This is a genomic window from Ruegeria sp. AA3, from assembly GCF_056542905.1.
In genome coordinates this window covers 393196-411509 of the sequence record NZ_JBQGAQ010000002.1, presented here as the reverse complement: position 1 = coordinate 411509, position 18314 = coordinate 393196, and the positions used below count along the sequence as shown (strand labels likewise).

The 18314-nt window shown below is 52.4% G+C and carries 16 protein-coding genes; 8 read left to right on the top strand and 8 right to left on the bottom strand.

Annotation, left to right across the window (positions count from 1 at the left end; translation table 11 throughout):
- Window positions 1–42: 42 nt before the first annotated feature.
- From ACR0JR_RS06380 to ACR0JR_RS06365, 4 genes are read right to left on the bottom strand one after another with little or no spacing between them, the layout of a single operon-like run.
- Window positions 43–966, bottom strand: a complete 924-nt coding sequence (locus ACR0JR_RS06380) for a hypothetical protein (protein ID WP_480455472.1) — start codon at window positions 964–966, stop codon at window positions 43–45.
- The gene (locus tag ACR0JR_RS06375) at window positions 963–1688 is read right to left on the bottom strand and encodes a class I SAM-dependent methyltransferase (protein ID WP_480455471.1); all 726 of its coding nucleotides are present in this window, start codon (window positions 1686–1688) and stop codon (window positions 963–965) included. Before ACR0JR_RS06375 ends, ACR0JR_RS06380 begins: the two co-directional genes overlap by 4 nt.
- Window positions 1685–2665, bottom strand: coding sequence for a glycosyltransferase family 2 protein (locus ACR0JR_RS06370; protein WP_480455469.1), 981 nt, complete (start codon window positions 2663–2665; stop codon window positions 1685–1687). The genes ACR0JR_RS06375 and ACR0JR_RS06370 overlap by 4 nt, the downstream gene beginning before the upstream one ends.
- Before the next feature lie 52 nt (window positions 2666–2717).
- Entirely contained in the window at window positions 2718–4076 is a 1359-nt protein-coding gene (locus tag ACR0JR_RS06365; RefSeq protein WP_480455468.1) for a hypothetical protein, read from the bottom strand.
- A 690-nt stretch (window positions 4077–4766) separates the two neighbouring features.
- Between ACR0JR_RS06365 and ACR0JR_RS06360 the strand changes: the two genes are divergently transcribed.
- The 8 genes from ACR0JR_RS06360 to ACR0JR_RS06325 all read left to right on the top strand — a co-directional run bounded on the left by ACR0JR_RS06360 (window position 4767) and on the right by ACR0JR_RS06325 (window position 14101).
- On the top strand, window positions 4767–5219 hold the full coding sequence (locus tag ACR0JR_RS06360; protein WP_010441613.1) for an Lrp/AsnC family transcriptional regulator: 453 nt from the start codon (window positions 4767–4769) through the stop codon (window positions 5217–5219).
- A 227-nt stretch (window positions 5220–5446) separates the two neighbouring features.
- Entirely contained in the window at window positions 5447–6457 is a 1011-nt protein-coding gene (gene dctP / locus ACR0JR_RS06355) for a TRAP transporter substrate-binding protein DctP (protein ID WP_170475321.1), read from the top strand.
- 7 nt (window positions 6458–6464) lie between these two features.
- Complete coding sequence (locus ACR0JR_RS06350; protein ID WP_480455466.1) at window positions 6465–7007, top strand: TRAP transporter small permease; 543 nt, start codon at window positions 6465–6467, stop codon at window positions 7005–7007.
- Complete coding sequence (locus ACR0JR_RS06345; protein ID WP_480455465.1) at window positions 7007–8299, top strand: TRAP transporter large permease; 1293 nt, start codon at window positions 7007–7009, stop codon at window positions 8297–8299. The genes ACR0JR_RS06350 and ACR0JR_RS06345 overlap by 1 nt, the downstream gene beginning before the upstream one ends.
- A gap of 17 nt (window positions 8300–8316) precedes the next feature.
- Window positions 8317–8721 carry an OsmC family protein gene (locus tag ACR0JR_RS06340; RefSeq protein ID WP_319544502.1) on the top strand — a complete coding sequence of 135 codons (405 nt, stop codon included), beginning with the start codon at window positions 8317–8319 and terminating at the stop codon, window positions 8719–8721.
- Between the two features lie 49 nt (window positions 8722–8770).
- Window positions 8771–10030, top strand: a complete 1260-nt coding sequence (locus ACR0JR_RS06335; protein ID WP_480455464.1) for a cytochrome P450 — start codon at window positions 8771–8773, stop codon at window positions 10028–10030.
- Window positions 10031–10159: 129 nt separating this feature from the next.
- On the top strand, window positions 10160–11596 hold the full coding sequence (locus ACR0JR_RS06330) for an aminotransferase class V-fold PLP-dependent enzyme (protein WP_480455463.1): 1437 nt from the start codon (window positions 10160–10162) through the stop codon (window positions 11594–11596).
- A gap of 447 nt (window positions 11597–12043) precedes the next feature.
- Window positions 12044–14101 carry an adenylate/guanylate cyclase domain-containing protein gene (locus ACR0JR_RS06325; RefSeq protein WP_480455462.1) on the top strand — a complete coding sequence of 686 codons (2058 nt, stop codon included), beginning with the start codon at window positions 12044–12046 and terminating at the stop codon, window positions 14099–14101.
- A 266-nt stretch (window positions 14102–14367) separates the two neighbouring features.
- Here ACR0JR_RS06325 and pta read toward each other — a convergent pair whose 3' ends face one another.
- The 4 genes from pta to ACR0JR_RS06305 form a co-directional block, all read right to left on the bottom strand.
- Window positions 14368–15375, bottom strand: coding sequence for a phosphate acetyltransferase (gene pta, locus ACR0JR_RS06320; RefSeq protein WP_480455461.1), 1008 nt, complete (start codon window positions 15373–15375; stop codon window positions 14368–14370).
- Window positions 15376–15582: 207 nt separating this feature from the next.
- Complete coding sequence (locus ACR0JR_RS06315) at window positions 15583–16647, bottom strand: aldolase/citrate lyase family protein (RefSeq protein ID WP_480455460.1); 1065 nt, start codon at window positions 16645–16647, stop codon at window positions 15583–15585.
- 13 nt (window positions 16648–16660) lie between these two features.
- Window positions 16661–17461, bottom strand: a complete 801-nt coding sequence (gene hpaH, locus ACR0JR_RS06310; RefSeq protein WP_480455458.1) for a 2-oxo-hept-4-ene-1,7-dioate hydratase — start codon at window positions 17459–17461, stop codon at window positions 16661–16663.
- Window positions 17458–18312 carry a fumarylacetoacetate hydrolase family protein gene (locus ACR0JR_RS06305; RefSeq protein ID WP_480455457.1) on the bottom strand — a complete coding sequence of 285 codons (855 nt, stop codon included), beginning with the start codon at window positions 18310–18312 and terminating at the stop codon, window positions 17458–17460. Before ACR0JR_RS06305 ends, hpaH begins: the two co-directional genes overlap by 4 nt.
- Between the last annotated feature and the right edge of the window lie 2 nt (window positions 18313–18314).

Genomic DNA, 18314 nt, shown 5'->3' with positions numbered 1-18314 from the left:
TTTAAAAGGTGCAGTCGGGCTACAAGTTTGGCAAACAAATGATCATTCTACTCTTGGCGAGATACGCCACAGAAAAGCGCCGCCGATAAAAAATGCCAGATCACCTAGTGATGTGACCACGCGGAACAACCCGATTGCAATCAGCGCTTCTGCCTCAGGTATATAGGCCTGTAAGAAGATGAGCAGAACAAACTCACGTATTCCGATCCCTCCAGGCGCGCCAGGAGTGACATAGCCTAACAGCCAAGACGTCACGGCAATGACTAAGATGGCAGGGTCATAGTCACCGGAAACCAATCCAACCAATACCAACAAAGTAAAGCCCATGGCTAAGAAGAAGATGGAAGCAAGCAACGATCCGTAGATAAGCCTTTGTCGCGACGGCGTGTTGGGGTGCGCACCAAGCATTCTTGTAATCAGTATGATCAGGAAAATGGCAATAACCATCGCTGTCGGTACAAGCCAATGAATAGGAATGACCTCAGATAATTCTAGTGCGTGGGGCGCTGCACCAAATGTAAATCCGATTAGAGCGAAAAGCCCCGCGACCAGAATAAGAGTGCAAATTTCAAGAATATTTGCGAGCGCCAACCCACCCTGATTTGCTCCATGGTCAGCCATAACGACATGTCGGCCCAAATATTGAAACACGTTTCCCGGTAGATATTTCGCGATCTGCGTTTTGGAGTAGGTTGAAAACGTCAGTGCACGTGAAAATGTTTGGTCTTGCGTTCCCTGGACCAGTCCATGCCAAAGCTCGGCCAATAGCAGCAAAGCGGTTGCATAAAAAAATATTGCCACAAATACGATTGCCCACGCCTGCCAGCCAGGAGACCATACCGCAATTTGGGACCAGTGCTGTGCAACCGCGACGGTAAAATAGTACAAAGTCACGGCAACAATGGCCCAGCCTATCACGCGTAGCGCGCGGCGCTGTCCACGCCCTAACTTGATTGGTAGTGTCATTTCTCTGCTACAGGGGTGGGTTGGATCAGCGTCGTTTGATCGGGATAGGGCAGTGAGGGAACGCGCCCCCGGTAGGTCTTGACCTGTGCCTCCACCGCTTCAATCGGGCGACGATATTCCCGTCTGCCGGAATTATCAAATACGATCATGCCACCAGGTGCAACGTGTGCTATCGCGTGCCTCAAACAAGCCACCCGAGCGCGTCCGTCTATGATGATGACGTCGAATGGACCTTCTGCGCCTTCGATTGCAGTGACATAACTTTCGAAGCTGCGCGAAGTATTTCCAGGTTTTTTTGATCCGTATTCTGGATTGTAGTTGGCATCGGGCTCAATCAGCCTCAATTCAACGTTGGAAAACGCGCTCAGCCGGTTGGAAATTACAGGATGCCAATCGACATCATGTTCGACACTGGTGACATGATGAGCGCGCCGCGCGGCCCAGATTGTGCTTGCACCGCTGCCGTATTCAAAAACGCGTGGGGTGTCTCGCTGGGCGAGAAAAGCGTCGACCTTGTCGATGGCGCCATAACTCCACCAGGGCACGTCCAGATCAACCATTGCATCAATATCGTGAATGGCAAAAAGGCTCAGCCACCAATGAGCGCGTCGATCCGGAAGGCGTCGTTGAAGCGCGCTATAGACCCCGGCAGTGCGGGCAATTTTGCCCGCTCCTCGAAGGGTTGAAACATAAACTGACTTGGCTATACGAGAGGCGGTCATTCTTCCATGTCCGATCGCTTGCGTGAGACCTGTGCGGAAGCCAGTTCCATACGGCGTATAGTTTCCAATGTCTGCTCCTGCAGCCGCCGATTAACTGCAATCGCATCGGCCAGAAGCGCGACCGCAAAATTGATTACCCCCAGAACGATCAGAACGCCACCCAGAACGAGAGATTGAATGTTTCCCTGTCCCTCGCCCATCATGAACAGAACGAGGAAGCGAACGATTGGTAGCAAGCCGAAGCATATCAAAACAAAGCTTATTAGCGTAAAGAACTGTAGGGCCCGATGCATCGCGTAAGACCGCAGCATCGTAAACACCTGTTTACGGATAAAGCTGCCCATACTTTTTGCCAGTCGCGACTCGCGCAGCTGCGGGTTCGTGCCCACGGGAACAGAGACCACACACAGATCGCTGTTTCCGGCTTGGATGAGGGTCTCTACCGTGTAACTGAAGCTGGAAACTACGTTGGTGCGCAGGGCCGCCTCACGGGAATAGGCACGAAAGCCTGAAACTGCGTCTTTTACATCCAGGCCGGACATTCGACGCACGACAGCGCTGCCGAGCTTTTGCAAACGCTTTTTTAACGGGCTAAAATGTGTGATCTCGGAGGTGCCGCGGTCGCCTACAACGATATCAGCTTGATTGTTTAGGATCGGTTGCACCAGATCACGGATTGATTCCCCTTGATACTGATTGTCACCATCAGTGTTGACGACAATGTCTGCGCCATGTTCAAGGCAAGCCCGAAGCCCATACGAAAAACTACGCGCCAACCCTTTGTTGCCCTTATTTCGCAATATGTGGTCGACGCCGCAGGCCTTCGCTATCTCAACCGTTTCATCGGTAGAGCCGTCATCAATGATCAGAACTTCTACTTCATCGATACCATCAATCTGACGGGGGATGTCAGCGACAGTTTGGGCCAAACTGCCTGCCTCGTTGAAGCATGGGATTTGAACGATGAGTTTGGTCATGATTTTTTATATCTGTTATGATTATAGGTGAAGTGGCCTGCGCGTGTTTTTTCTACATGTTCGGGTCCGTTGCTTGCGTGCACTCACCAACGATTTCTATCTGCGATGGCGCATGGCTGTCGTTCCGAACATACATCAATCCAAAATACAACTGTTTGAAATCTTGTTTTTCTAAGTTGCAATAGTTGGGTGGAAGCTCCCTCCCATATGTTTCGAAGTAGGCCATCCGACTCGCCAAAGTATCTCTGGCAGGTGGATTGAGTGATATACGCTCGTCATCTAACTGGGACGACATCGCTCTGATTTCTTTTTGATAACTGAAGTATCCGATGGTCAGGTACATCAACGCGATAAGAACCAAGAAGCGTAAGTCGCGCAGAACACGGCCGACTCTCATCTCGCGTGCGACATAGACCAAGGCAAATGCCGAGAACGGAAGTAAGATCGCAACATAGCGAGGCCTAAGGGGCTGCCCTAAACGCAGAGGATCAAATGACACTATGAAAAAGGAGGTCAATACGACAAAACTAAGCGCCGTTAGGGCGATTGCGAAGGCGACCCGCCCCGTCGAATTCGAGAATGGCGAGACAAATCCCGAGATCACAATCGCAACAAAAGCCAAGATTGAAGGGATGTAGACTGGCACATGCACAGCCAGAACCCGATACCAGCGCGATATGATGCCTGCGTCCCAGAGCGTTTCTTGCTGTTGCACGTGAGATGAGGATTCAAACATTATCTTCAGGTGATTGCTTCCGCCCACTAACAGCTCAAGCAGTCTGCCTCCGACCATGATCTGGCCTTGAAGCGCGCTCAGAGCGATGGCCTCGATTACATAGAATATCAGGCAAATGGCTGTGAGTTTGAATGCAGACCTTGGTCCGGCCAAAACCCAGACCGCGATGAAGAGGCCCGGGGCAAAAAAGATATTCGTCTCTTTCGCTCCATAGAGCCAGAACAGGCAAAGAGAAAGCCAAAGCACCAACCCGCGTTTGGTCAGCTTTTCATCAATGAAACGCTGGAAGCCTAATGCAATCAACGCCAATGGAAGAAGGCCTGCCCCGGTTGGTAGAAGCTGGAACAACGCGCGATTGAGCTGAGGATCCAACGCCCAGAGTATTGCCAAAGCGGAAGCCACCTTCAAACCGAAGTGGCGGTAGTAGAGGTTCAGAAAAATACTGGCTGCGAGTGCCGCAGGGATAAAGGTCGAAAGATAATAAAACGCAACCGAGTCCCCGAAAGACCAAACTAGCGCCAGGGGAAATAGCCAGGTCCCCCACCGAAAATAGTGATGGCTGGCGTGTTCATTCGCACGGAAAACCTCTAGCGATCCCTCGGACAAATCCTTGGCCAAAAACCATTTTCGTGCAGCGTCTCCACCAACCTCGGGTGAAGGCAAAAAGTATATCAACTTGAGCAACTGAAATGCTAAAAACAAAGAGATTAGAAGGAAATAGACCTGTCGAGAGTAATTGGAGGTTGATGTGATGGAAGACGCCGAGACATCTATCTTATTGGCCAAAAGACACACTCCAACGTGGCGACAAGAATTCGACCTCCAACTTAACGCGGATCAAATGCTCGGCTTTTGCAGCAGATCCCGCGTCTGAGAACAGCGACCAGTACCGTATTAGTGTTTCACACTTGATTGTTATTTGACGATTGTGTCAACGCCTGTCGCGAACGATGTTCCGAGGCGTTTGAGATGTACACTATATGCACAGCTCAATGAGTTGCTTTCCCAGAACCTCGTCGGGCAACTAACAACCGTGTTCGCCAATGCAGGTCAGTGTAGTGTACTAAAATAACGCTCTTGAGAAGGCGTCACTGATCACGCGAGGTTTGTCGGGAGATTCTGGAAAGATAGGCTCTAGACAGGTCATCTACCTTTGGCCGAGCCGGATAGTCAGACATATTCATCGCTATTATTAAGCGCGGTGCTTCGTGCAACTCTATGGAAGTCAGTCTGGCACTTGATAGGGCTCGATTCATTTCGTGGGGTCAGAGAAATCGTGACAGACCCAATACTATTGTGTTGTATGTAAGAGATCCCTGTGTTTTTTGTTGTTTTGTGGGTCAATTGAATGAATTGCGTGCGTACATGGATGACAAAGACTTAAAAATCATTGAGGCATTGCAAAAGAACAGTTCTCTTTCGCAGCGAGAGCTTGCCGAAAAGGTCAACTTGTCTCAGAACGCCTGTTGGCGACGCTTGCAGCGGTTGAACGAGACCGGTGTAATCGTTGGTTCGACGGTGCGCGTTAACCGCGAGAAACTTGGCCTCGGCTTGGTAGTCTTCATGATGGTGAAAACGCGCCATCATTCGACGGAATGGCTTGATGCATTCCGCCGCGCCGTTTTGAAAATTCCGGATGTCGTAGATTTTTTCCGGATCGGGGGCGATTACGACTACATGATAAAGGTCATCACTGAGGATATGAACTCGTATGATCTGGTATATCAGCGCTTAATTTCAGAAGTAGAGCTTGACTCGGTTACCTCCTATTTCTCTATGGAAGCAATTGCTGAGCAGCGGCCATTAAAAATCTCTTGAACTTTGATATTCACGTGAACAGCCCGATTTGGTTGGTCCAAACTAATTGTAAGTGCATGATTGGATTGTTTTCGATTGGGAAGAATCGCACTAGGGGCGATCGCAAGCTTTAGGCGAAGTTTTCCCCATTCTTGTGGTCACATACACAGGATAATCTGAAATCGGTTGATATTTTGGTGATAATATTCACCAGGTCGCAGATATCATTTCCATCAGGAGGACACGATATGAATAGACTTATCCAAGCTGCCGCATTCGGTATTTCGGGTATAGGAGCAGCCATTTCGCCAGCGATGGCCGATGAGTGGCGCTTTAACAACTTTCTTCCGGAAACGCGCCCGGAAACGGCTGAGCTGGAGCAATTCGTTGAAGATGTGAACGGCGCGCTCGCGGAAGGCTCTGAGATTACTCTCTACAGCGGCGGTTCGCTGGGTTTGCCAAACACGGATACCTTGCGTTTTTTGCCCAAAGGCGCAGTGGAAATGAGCCTGATGTGGGCCAACTATTTAGGGCGTGACGCTCCTGCGCTAAGCTCCGTAGTTGTTCAGGGCACCATCGGCTCGATCGAGGAGTTCGAAAAAGCAATCCCGACAGTCCGCGATATCTATGAAGAAGAGTTTGCTGACTGGGGTGTGTCCTCAGTGGGTTATGTCGCAATCCCGATGCTGTCGGTTTCAGTTTTCTGCCGGGATGAGCCCGTGCGCACCCTTGAGGATCTGAAATCAAAGAAGTTGCGTGTCTGGGCGCGTGATCAGGTCGAAACCTTCACCCGTCTGGGTGTTGCCGCGCAGATCATCCCACAAGAAGAAATGTATGTGGCGCTCAAGACCGGGGTCGTTGACTGTGCCCTTTACCCGGCGCTCTATGCGCATACGGTCTCGTTGCAGGAAGTGGCCAAGTATGCGTCATTCCTTTATCCGATGGCATCCGGTCCATACGTAATCGGCGTGGCCACCGATAAGTGGGACGCGACGGATGAGGCAACCAAAGCGGCGATCACTGCAGCAGCAGATGATTTGTGGGACCGTACCAACCAGTATGAAGATGACTTCGAGCGTGAGCTTGCTGCCCGTGAAAAACTTGGTGAAGAGGGTGTGACCTGGGGTGAAGACTTCTCTGACGAAGACCGGGCCCTCTTTGTGTCCTCGGTAACCGAAACATGGAAAATGCTGGCGGAAGAAGCTGGTGGAAACGCACCGGCCTACCGCGAACGTGTTCTGACCGCTTTGGGCCGCTAATTCAAAGATGGCAACAAGTTTAAAACACTTTATCGCGCGGGGGCTGGATCGTCTGGCCCTTGCGTGTGCGGCGGCATCAGCACTGGGAATGATAGCCATTGTTGGCATTATCGTAACCAGTGTCCTGATGCGTAAGTTTGCCAACTCACCTCTTCACATCACCGAGGAAGTGGTTGGACTGTTATTGAGTGTCTCGTTATTTTTGGGTTTGCCGATGGTCACCTTGCGGGCCAAACATGTGCGCGTTTCGCTGTTGGCCGACAGGCTAAAAGGCAAGATGCATGTCGTTGTGCAGATAGCCGCGCTGCTGGTTGGTATAGTCTTCTTTCTCTGGTTGATCGTCGAGACGATTCCTTGGTTCGAGTTTGCTTTCAAGCGCAATCTCAAGACGGAAACCACCCGGATTCTGCTCTATCCCTGGATGGCGTTAATGCCGATCTCTCTGACGCTAACCCTATCCATTTTTGTGGCCCGTCTGGTCGGTGTTCTAGACCGAGTGGATGATTCAGAAGCAGATATGGAACAAAGCTTTACCGACGAGGCCCGCTAATGTCATTTTGGCTTACTCTGATTGGGGTGCTGGTCGCCACCGCCGGTACTGGCGTCGCTTTGGGTGCCGCATTGGGCCTGACTGGGCTTATTATCCTTTACTTTTTCTCAAACGGCGCGACCTCGCTTGCAATCGACGCACTCTGGAGCGTTTTCAACTCGTTCACACTCAGCGCGGTGCCAATGTTCATCTTGCTTGGTGAGGTGTTGCTGCGGAGCGGAATCAGCGAGAAAGCCTATTCCGCATTCTCGCCTCTATTTCGGCGAATTCCAGGTGGGTTGCTGCACACTAACATTGCGGTTTGCACATTGTTTGGAGCCGTCAGCGGTTCGAGCCTTTCGACAGCAGCCGCGGTCGGATCGGTTGCTTATCCCGAAATGTCCAAGCGCGGCTATGACAAAGACACCGTGGTTGGAAGTCTGGCTGGCGGAGGCACGCTGGGGCTGCTGATACCGCCGAGCCTATCTTTCTTGATTTACGGCGCATTGACGGAAACCTCGATCGGCCGCCTGTTTGCCGCAGGCATTATTCCGGGTTTCCTAGTGGGTCTGATGTTTATGGCCTATCTCTTCGTCAAATGCTCTCGCAACCCGTCGATCGCTCCGCGTGACCAGGAACCGGTATCGTTGTGGCAAGCTTTAGCAGGCTTCAAACAGATTTGGCCACTTCTGGCCCTGATTTTCGCGGTGATCGGCAGCATTGTGGGTGGTTTGGCAACGCCAACCGAAGCCGCAGGTGTGGGCGTTGTGCTGGCAGTCATTATCTCTTCGATTTGGGGGGATTTGACCTGGAGGAAATTGGTTGAGGCGGTGTATCAGTCCGTTCTGTTGTTCGCTGCAGTTGGTTTTCTGGTGCTGGGCGCAACCATTTTGGCTAAATCCACAAGTATCCTGGGTGTCCCTCAGCAAATTCTCGAGGTGGTCGCAGAAAGCGGCATGGGAACCTACAGCGTGCTGTTAATCGTCGTTCTGATTTATCTGATCCTGGGATGTTTCTTCGATGGATTGTCCCTGATGATCATGACGTTGCCTGTGGTATTCCCGCTCTTGACGGGCTTGGGGTTTGACCCGATCTGGATCGGAGTAATCATCACCATCGTGATCGAGATTGGACAGGTCACACCCCCGGTGGGACTTAATCTTTCTGTCCTGACTGCGCTGACCAATAATGAAGTCAGCTTGGGACGCGTCGCGGCGGCAACAGTGCCTTACTGGTTGATCCATTTGTTCGCCATTCTGGTGCTGACGATGTTCCCTGCATTGGCGCTTTTCCTGCCAAATCTGCTATTCTGATAAAGGAGCTAAGCCCTATGGTTCTGAAAGTGAGGCCCAAGAGTTTCGGACCGGTCTTTGTGTTCTTCGATGGAAGTGCACAACTCAGCTATGCCTATGGGGATACTGACGACATTACTCCTCATCCGCCGCATGAAACTCCCGTGGACACGATGATTGCTTCTCTTGGTTCATGTATCATACGCTCAGTCGAGTGGGCGGCTGCGCAACGTAAATCGCAGTTGAATCCTTTCACAGTCAAAATTGTAGGCACCAAGTCTCCTGAATTGCCCGGTCGGTTGGAGAAGGCCGAGATCACGATCATCGGCGATGTGGTGGATGATGAGGTAATGGCGCCCCGCATCTTGAAGCAGGCCAAAGCTATTTGCACTGTCAGCAACTCATTGAATACCGAAGTCGAGATCAACATTCAGGCGGCCTGATCGCCTGAATGCCGCTGCGAGCCAATTTCTGGGTACAAGGAGCAGAGCCATGACCGAAATCTCTGCTGCGAGGCACGAAGTTCCCGTAGATTCCGACACGACCCCTGAAATGCTCGACAGAGATCCAGCCTCTGTCTATCGGCGTTTGCGGCGCGAAACGCCTGTGGTCCGGATAGAGGCGATCGGCCGGATTGTTTTGACTAAGGCAGACGACACCTATCTGGCCAAAACGGATACACAGCATTTTCATTCCTCCGATTCCAGGACGGCAATGGAACGTGCGTTTGGTGGCAATACGTTGATGCGTAAAGATGGTCTGGCGCATCTGAACGAGCGAAATGCAATGGTGGAAACCTTTCATGCTCGCCACTTTTGCGATACCTGGAGGGCTAGGTTCCAAGCAGTCACTGAATTGGCTGTATCCGCTTTGCGCGATCAAACCAGAACGGACCTTCGCCAGACCTTGGCGGCTCCGCTATCGGCGCTCTACCTGCAACACGTTTTAGGCATCCAGCCTGACGGTCAGGATCAACTTTTCAGTTGGGCGAATGCCTTGATCACGGGGGCCATGAACTCGGGTTTTGACCCGGCCGTATTTGCGCTCAGCGATCGTGCCAACGATGAAATGAACCGGTGTTTTGACAGGATGGTCGATTTTCATCGCGAAAACCCCAATCCTTCCGTTTTGTCAGTGATGGTCAATGCGCCTAATCCACTTTCACTAAGTCAGATACGCACAAATCTAAAAATCTGTATCGGGGGCGCGGTGGTCGAAAGCCGTGATGCGATTTCAACCACGATCCACGGGCTTCTACGCAATCCGGATCAGCTAAATCACTGCATAGAATCCGATCGTTGGGACTTGGCATGTGAGGAAGGGCTGCGCTGGGTTGCCCCTATTCAGGCCAGCCCACGTATAGTTGCCAGTGAAATTGCCCTACGCGGAGTAACGTTGCCCAAAGGTGAAACAATCATGGTTGTGCAGGGCTCGGCCAATCATGATGAAGACTACTGGCAGGACCCTCATCTGTTCAATATTCATCGCCCGCTTAGTGCAAACCAGACCTTTGGGTTGGGTCCGCATCGGTGTATGGGGGGCGATCTGTATCGTCGTCTGGTAAGCGATGCGCTGCTGCCGTATTTCTTCCGGTGTTTTCCGAATATGCAGGCCGATCCCTCGCGGGAAGTAGAGGTTCAGGGGTTTTGCTTTTCGTGGCCCGACTTCACTGCCGGTTTTTCTCCGTTGAGTTTGACAAATGCGGAGGTGGCGCTAAACGAGCGCCTCGATAACGGTGTGGCAGAAAATTAGAGTTGGCAAATTAACCCAATAACGACCCTATTATTCGTTCATAATTATCGATTAATATGCCAATGGTGATAACTTTGGGTCATAATTTTCTATCTTTGCATATAAAATACTCATCAAAGGAGTATTCACATGTCGCTTGCAGATTTTCGTAGTTCTCTAAAATCCGATAACCTTGTTCGCAACTTGCGCGAAGGCGTAATTGGTGACGGGGCAAGCATCCCGGGCCTGTTTGGCGATGTATCACTCGTTTACGCAGATTATGTTGCCTCCGGACGGGCTCTTGCTCAGGTTGAGGACTATATCCGAGATTCCGTGCTGCCCTATTATGCCAACAGCCATACCGAAGCATCGTTCTGCGGTTCCTTTATGACCCGTCTGCGCGCCGAAGCCCGGGCAGAAATCTCGCGTCTTACCAATGCTGCAGGGTGCAGCACGATATTTACCGGTTCTGGTGCTACTGCAGGCCTTAACCGGCTTGTCGCGCTGTTTGGTATCAACGACGCTGCCAAGGCTGTTGTTTTTATTGGTCCTTACGAGCACCATTCCAATCTGCTGCCATGGCGTGAATCAAAAGCTGAAGTAGTGGAAATCCCCGAAGCCGCAGAAGGTGGCCCTGATCTGGCGCTGCTTGAAGCGGCATTGAAGGATCATGCTGACGCTGACGTCAAAATCGGCAGTTTTTCGGCAGCGTCCAATGTCACGGGTATTGTCACTCCGACCGATGAGGTCACGCGCTTACTCAAGTCCCATGGTGCATTGTCGGTCTGGGACTACGCAGGAGCTGGTCCCTATCTGCCGATTGATATAAACCCGGCCGATGATTGCCAAAAAGACGCAGTCGTTGTTTCACCACACAAGTTTCCGGGGGGGCCTGGAGGCAGCGGGGTATTGATAGTGCGCGATGACACTGTTTGTCTGGATATCCCATCGTGGCCGGGAGGAGGGACAGTAACCTTCGTGTCGCCGTGGGATCATCGGTACTCGTCCGATATCGCAGCCCGTGAAGAGGCAGGCACCCCCAATGTTATTGGTGATATTCGCGCCGCGCTGGCCTTTATCGTCAAAGACGAAATTGGTCAGGCCTTCATCTCTGCACGCGAAGCAGAGATGAACGAAATGGCATTGAAGGCGTGGTCAAAAAATCCGCAACTGACCCTGTTGGGCGTTGATCATCCGCATCGATTGCCAATCTTTTCATTTCGGGTGAGCCGTGCTGATGGATCGCGTTTCCACCACCAGCTTTTTACCCGAATGCTAAGCGACGTTTATGGTATTCAGGTACGAGGTGGATGTGCCTGCGCAGGTCCGTATGCGCATCGGCTTCTGGAAATAGGACAACCTGAATCCGAACAGCTATTCAGCGATCTGCGGGATGGAAAAGAGTTGCTTAAACCGGGTTGGGTACGTCTGAATTTCAGTTACCTGATGGATGACGCGAAAGTTCAGTACATCATCGATTGTGTGAACGAACTGACCGGTCGTCTCGACGAGTTGGAAGTGCGTTACATGTCCGATCCAGCAACCGCTCGTTTCGCTATCAATACCGACGCGCTTGAAGTGGCGTAGTAGGCGATATCGAGAACTTACGGCGGTCGGACCTCCCTCGGTGGGTCTGGCCAATTTTCTTACTGTCTGATTGTGACAACTGCCGAGAACGGGTCGTTTTGCAACGATTGAAATATCGAAGTTCAGTTCCTATCACACAGGGGGCTTGAACATTGAACCTGGTATTAGTGCGACTGATTTTCATTTGTACCGTGACCGGGTAGAAGTCGTTGGGCCTTCGAATTCTAAAGCGCAGGTTCGTTCAATGTGAATTGATTACGCTGCTACCAGTTTGTGTGCGATCATTCACCGAGAAAGAGGCCATTTGGCACGGCGCGTCAAATGGTCAGGCTGTTTAGTGGTCAATCTGGGTAGATTGGGCATGTCGGGCAGGGGCATGAGGAATCATATGGTCGAATCGCGCAGTGAAATTGCATTTTCCCGACGATGTACCGTGTTGGAGCAGACATGCGCATCAGTGTAGGGATCGCGGTGACTCTGCTGGTTGCGTTTTCGATTGGCGTGTCAACTTTTCTGGTGCATTCGCTTTGGTGGACGACTGCACGCGAGAACAGCCGAATGCTGGCGGCTGAGATCAATAGTCAGATCGCAAATACTGTTCGGATTGAAGTTGGTCTGACGCTGAGATCTGCCGAGGCGGCCTGGGCAGCCGTGCGAACCATCTTTGTTCAGGACGTCATCGCCACGCGACAGGCCGACAAACGCGAGTTTGTCTTTCTGTCGCAACTGCAGGCGCAACCAAACATTTCGTGGATCATGTTTGGTTGGCCGGACGGGAATTACTTTGCCGCTCATCGCTTAGGGGATGGTGGGCTTGAGATGATCGAGATCGACAGCGAAATCCGAGATGGAATGCTGCGGACCGACCGATACATTTTTATTCCGGGTGATATTCAGTTCGAAGAACGGGCTTTCTCGGCGACAACCTTTGATCCGCGTGATCACGCTTGGTATCGGAATTTCATAGGCCGGGGCACTGCCGACTGGATCGAAGCCCGTGATCTGCCCGGGGGTCATAAGACGGTTTATGCGTTTGCAGGCCCCGTCGACGTAAATCGCAAGCGTCAGGGTGTTCTGGCTGTTGTCATCGAAACTGACAGGCTGTCGCGTTTTCTGGGCACACTGCGACCTGGTGAATTTGGCGCTGCATTTATTCTTGATGCTGACGGGAAAGTGATCGCAGTTCCTGATCCCGAGGCGGATGAGATCACACCTGCCCGGATGGGTGAAGGTCAGCTTTACGAAGTTGCCAAGAAGTCCGGGCAGCAACTGCTGGGGAATTCGATTTCGCGCGCGTCCATGAACTCTACAACTAGGATTGTGAACGATGGTGTGCCCTATGCAGTGGCTCTGACACCGTTGGGGTTTTATGGGTGGCGCGTGGCGACGGTTATTCCCGAGTCTGCTTTCTTATCCGGAATCAATCAGACACTGGTGAACTTGCTCTATATTCTGGTCGGAGTTGTCGTCGTGGCTACGGCGCTGGCAATTTGGCTTGTCCGAACGGTTGTCGCAAATCCTTTGGCACGCATCGTCGAAGACCTGAGCCGTGTTGAAAGATTTGATACTGAAAAGATCACCCGCAGACCCTCAAAGCTTCGCGAACTTTCGAATCTTTCAGCGGCAACCGCGAATATGGCGGCAGGCCTATCGGCCTTTCGCAAATATGTACCAACTGATCTTGTTCGGATGTTGGTTGCAGAGGGGATCAAAACGCAGCCGGGCGGAGACCTAAAGCGAATTTCAGTTCTGTTTTGTGATGTGGCTGGTTTTACAGGGCTTTCGGAAAAGCTTGGCCCCGAAATTGTTCAGTTAATGGCGCCGTTCTTCAGCGCTGCATCGTCCGCTATCGCCCGACATGATGGGACGATTGATAAGTTTATGGGTGATGCTGTCATGGCCTTCTGGGGTGCCCCGCGTGCCGACGCCGATCACGCCGAACATGCCTGCAGGGCGTCTTTGGATCTTGTCGAATCCGTTGCCGCAACAGGTATCAAAGATAATGAGGGGCGCCCCCTGAGCATACGTGTGGGACTAAATACAGGCGATGCGCTGGTCGGGAATATCGGTTCAGAAGAGCGATTGAATTATACAGCGATAGGCGACGCTGTTAATATTGCCAGCCGTCTGGAAGGTGCCAACAAGATTTATGGAACTTCGGTTCTGATCGGCCCGGAAACGCGCCGTGCTGCAGGTGATTCAATTGTGGTACGCGAGCTCGACACATTGGCAGTTTATGGTCGAACAGGTGGTCTGGTGATTTATGAGTTAATCGAAATGGCCGACAGTTCTGCGGGATCGCATTCATGGATAAAAGCTTACGAAGAAGGACTTGAGCACTACCGAAACCTCCGTTTCGAAGCGGCGATCCGGGCTTTCGAAGCTGCAGAACGAGGCCGGGGCGGTGATCAGGCTTCAGCTATTATGATAGAGCGCTCAAACACCTATCTGGTGTCGCCACCACCGGCAGACTGGAACGGGGTTGCAATAGCGGACTCCAAATGAATTGACCGGCTCGGGCGATCATCAAGAAATGGTGCTTACACCGCAGTCTCCAGCGCCGCCGAACTATACACCACGGTGCTGACCCCAAGGTTTCAGATGTATCAGATTTCCAGCGTGCAAAATGCGACACGAAAGAGATCGTCTCCCGATGTTTCATTTTCAGGTAGGTGAGGGAGAGACGCATTGGCGGAAACCATTCAGACAGACCCATCAAGTGTCTTGAATGGGTCGCTAGCCTGTCAAAACTGAAGGCCAGGTGCCTGATTTTAGGATTCAAGCGCCTGAAGGATGGTCACAGCGATAATCTGTGTCACATCCTCTGCACTACAGCCCCGCGAGAGGTCGTTGGCTGGTTTAGCTAGGCCCTGAAGAACCGGTCCAATTGCCAGATAACCGCCTAAACGCTGGGTCATCTTATAGCCAATATTCCCGGCATCCAGATTTGGGAAAATCTTGATGTTTGCCTGTCCGGCAACTGTCGATCCTGGCGATTTACGTTCGCCGATCGATGGAACAAATGCGGCGTCAAATTGCAATTCTCCATCAACGTTCAATTCCGGATGTTTCGCGCGGAGTATTTCTGTTGCGTTGACTACTTTGTCGACCGACGGGTGGCGTGCGCTGCCCTTGGTTGAAAAGCTCAGCATCGCGATTTTTGGTTCTTCCCGCAGCAAGGCACGCGCGGAAACCGCCGATGCAGCAGCAATACTCGCCAATTCTTCCGAATTCGGGTCTATTACTAATCCGCAGTCAGAATACAGCATCGCACGTGCACCGGGTTGTGCGTTTTCGGGCGGGTACATCAGAAAAAAGGATGACACCATTCCAGCGCCAGGTTTCATGCCAATGACCTGAATTGCGGTTCTGACAACATCGCCAGTTGTATGTACCGCTCCTCCCACTGTGCCTGTTGCGTGTCCGAGTCTCACCAGCATCGCCGCATAGACCAATGGCGTTTCCGCCGCCTGCCGCGCCTTGGCTTCGTCAACACCCTTGTGTTTTCGTAAGTTATAATATTCGGCTGCAAAAGCCTCAGTCAGGGAAGATTGGGCCGGGTCGTGGATCGAGATACCGTCGCCTGCTGATGCGCCCTCGGCGTGCAATGCGGCTTCAACCTCTATTTTTGGTCCGACCAGAATGATATCGGCGACACCCGCACTATGTGCCGCCAGCGCCCCTGCTACTATCCGCGGGTCTGCTCCTTCGCTCAGCGCTACAACAGGGCGGGTTGTCGGCGCATTCGCCTTCAGCAGCTCGATTGGCGTCAAGGTCATCAGTACCCGTCCTTCTCCACTAGAATTGGCAGCAACGCTCGGTTGAGGACATTGGAGTACACCAATTGACTTGCCCGTAGTTGCACTGCGCAGGTTCGTCTCACAAACAATGGTTTTGTTCAATGCGTCAAACGGCGCGACGCTGACGGTAAGCGACCGGAAGTGGGCTAGTTGTTGGCTCGTTGCTGTCAAATCTGCGTGAACGGATCAGGAAGAACTCTGATCCCAGATCGGCGTGCAGTCTTCTCGGTAGGCGAAGCGTAAGAGGTGTTGTTCAATAATCTGTTTCCAATGCTCCAGATCACCGCGCGCGCCCGTTGTAGCGACAATCGACAGATAGTCTTGGGTCGCCGACATCTCGACAGATTTGCCATCCGAAAAGTTGATCCGGCCGTGCGTCTCGTTGAATTCAACCTCGGCCTTGTGCGACCAGTGCTTGCAGAGTTGTTGCAGATATTTGCTGCTGTTGGCCGAGGTCATCCGTCCCGATGCTGTCTGGCCATGAAGCAGGCTCAACGCTTGTTGCGCGCTCGTGCGAATAGCACTAGCAAACCGGGTTACATCAATGTCGGTGGCTACAAAGGTTGCACCCAGATCAAGACATTGGCGTTGCATCTCGGGATCCGTGGTCAGAATACCAGCCGCCTTGCCAGCGGCCACTGTGCGTTTTATGGCATCAAGCACGGCGGCCTTGACCTCTGGGTGTCCTGCCTGGCCGATATGGCCCATATCAGCAGCCAGATCTGCTGGTCCAATAAAGACCCCGTCAACCTCGGTCTCCAGTATTCCGTCAAGTGCCGCCATGCCGGCACGGTTTTCAACCTGAACGATCAGACATATCTGGTCATCTGCAGTGGTGAGATAGTCGTCGATTGCGGCGAACATCGACGCCCTAGCTAAAGACGAACCGACACCGCGTGACCCAATAGGCGGATACCGAACCGCCCGAACCAGTTCTTCTGCCTGATCCTTACTTTCAACCATTGGTACAAGGAGACTTTGAATACCCGCATCCAGATATTGCTTGATCAACCATGTTTCGCCGATCGGCAAGCGGGCGAGTGGTATGCTGTCGGAGGCTTCAATCACGCGCACCTGTTCCAGTATCGAGCGCAGATCATTCGGGGCATGTTCGCCATCTACCAGCAGCCAATCAAATCCGGCGGTTGCCGAGATTTCGGCGGCGTATGGACTTGCCAAGCCAATCCAGCAGCCCATTTGGGGGCGTTTTTCTTTTAGCGCGATCTTAAAGCGGTTTGTTGGGGCAGGCATGGCGAACTCTCTTTTAATCGAAGCGAATGTCAACAGACCCAAACGCGCCGAAATCAGCATGGATTTCGGTCCCGGAAGGGCATTCGACCGGTCGGATAAAACTACCGGACAGGATAATCTGGCCGGGCTCAATGCTTTGGCCATATGTGGCCATGCGGTGCGCCAGCCAAACAACGCTTTCGATTGGGTCGTTCAGCACACCCGCTCCCAGTCCGGTTTCTTCGATTTCACCGTTGCGAAATGTCAGAGCTCCGACCCATCGCAGATCGGCAGCATCGATCTTATGGCGCGCGGCACCCAACACAATGCCAGCATTGGCCGCATTGTCACTGATGGTATCGAACACGGTTCGGGTCTTGCCGGTCTCGGGGTCTACACGCTGGATCCGCGTATCGAGAATTTCGATGGCAGGTGCGACATAGTCAGTGGCTGCAATCACATCTTCTCGGCTCACGTTGTCTCCACCCAACGGAGATTTGGTGACAAAGGCGATCTCAGCTTCGATGCGGGGCTGAATGAATCGGTCGGCAGGCACGGTTGCGCCATTGTCAAAGATCATGTCGTCAAACAAGATACCGCTGTCAGGGATATCGATGTTTAGCGCGTATTGCATCGCTTTCGAGGTTAGGCCGATCTTCCAACCAACCACTCTGCGACCCTCGGCCAACTTGGCGCGGTAGATGGCGTTTTGAACCTCATAAGCATCATCCATCCCCATCTCAGGATGACGCAAAGACAGAAGGCCGATCTGATTGCCGCTGCGTTCGGCGTCAAGCAAGTCTGCAGCGGCTTTTGCATGCTCGGCGGGCGTCATACAATTTCATCCTCGATGCCATTGCGCAAAGTCCCAATGCCTTCGACCTCGATTTCGACCACGTCGCCGGGCTTGAGGTATTTAGGCGGATCAAACCGCGCACCCGCGCCTGTGGGCGTGCCGGTAACGATTATATCCCCAGGCTGCAGGGTCATGAAGGTCGAGATATATTCGATCTCGCGTCGGATCGGAAACATCATGCGGTTCAGCGTATCGTCCTGACGTACCTCTCCGTTGACGCGGGTGACAATACGGGCGTCATCCAGCTGAGAGGCGTTGGTAAATGGCACCAGCCACGGCCCGATGGACCCAGAACGATCCCAGTTCTTGCCTTGCGTGACGTTAAATTTCGCGTGCCGGACCCAATCGCGGATCGTGCCTTCGTTGCACAGAGTCAACGCTGCAATATGGTCATAGGCCTGATCCTTGGGGATACGTCGCCCCGTTTTGCCGATGACAATTGCAACTTCGCCTTCGTAGTCCAATGTGTGGTTTTCGGGGGGACGAACAAGGTTTTGTTCATGGCCCGCAAATCCGCTGGCGAAACGTGGAAACAGCGACATGTATTTTGGTTGCGCGCTGCCATCTTTGTACTCGGCATTCCGATCAGGGAAATTTACTCCAACGCACAGGATGCGCCGCGCATTGGGCATGACCATTTCATAGGTGAACTCGGTGTGTGTCACAGATTTTCTGTTGGCAACCGTCTCTAGCTGGTCCAGTGCACCTGCAGCTATAACATCATACAGAGATGGCCAGTGGGGAAAATCCGGCGAAAGGGCGATCATGCCCTCATCGGTAACAGCCCCGTAGAATAGTTCTTCATTGGCTGTGTAAGTTGCATAGCGCATTG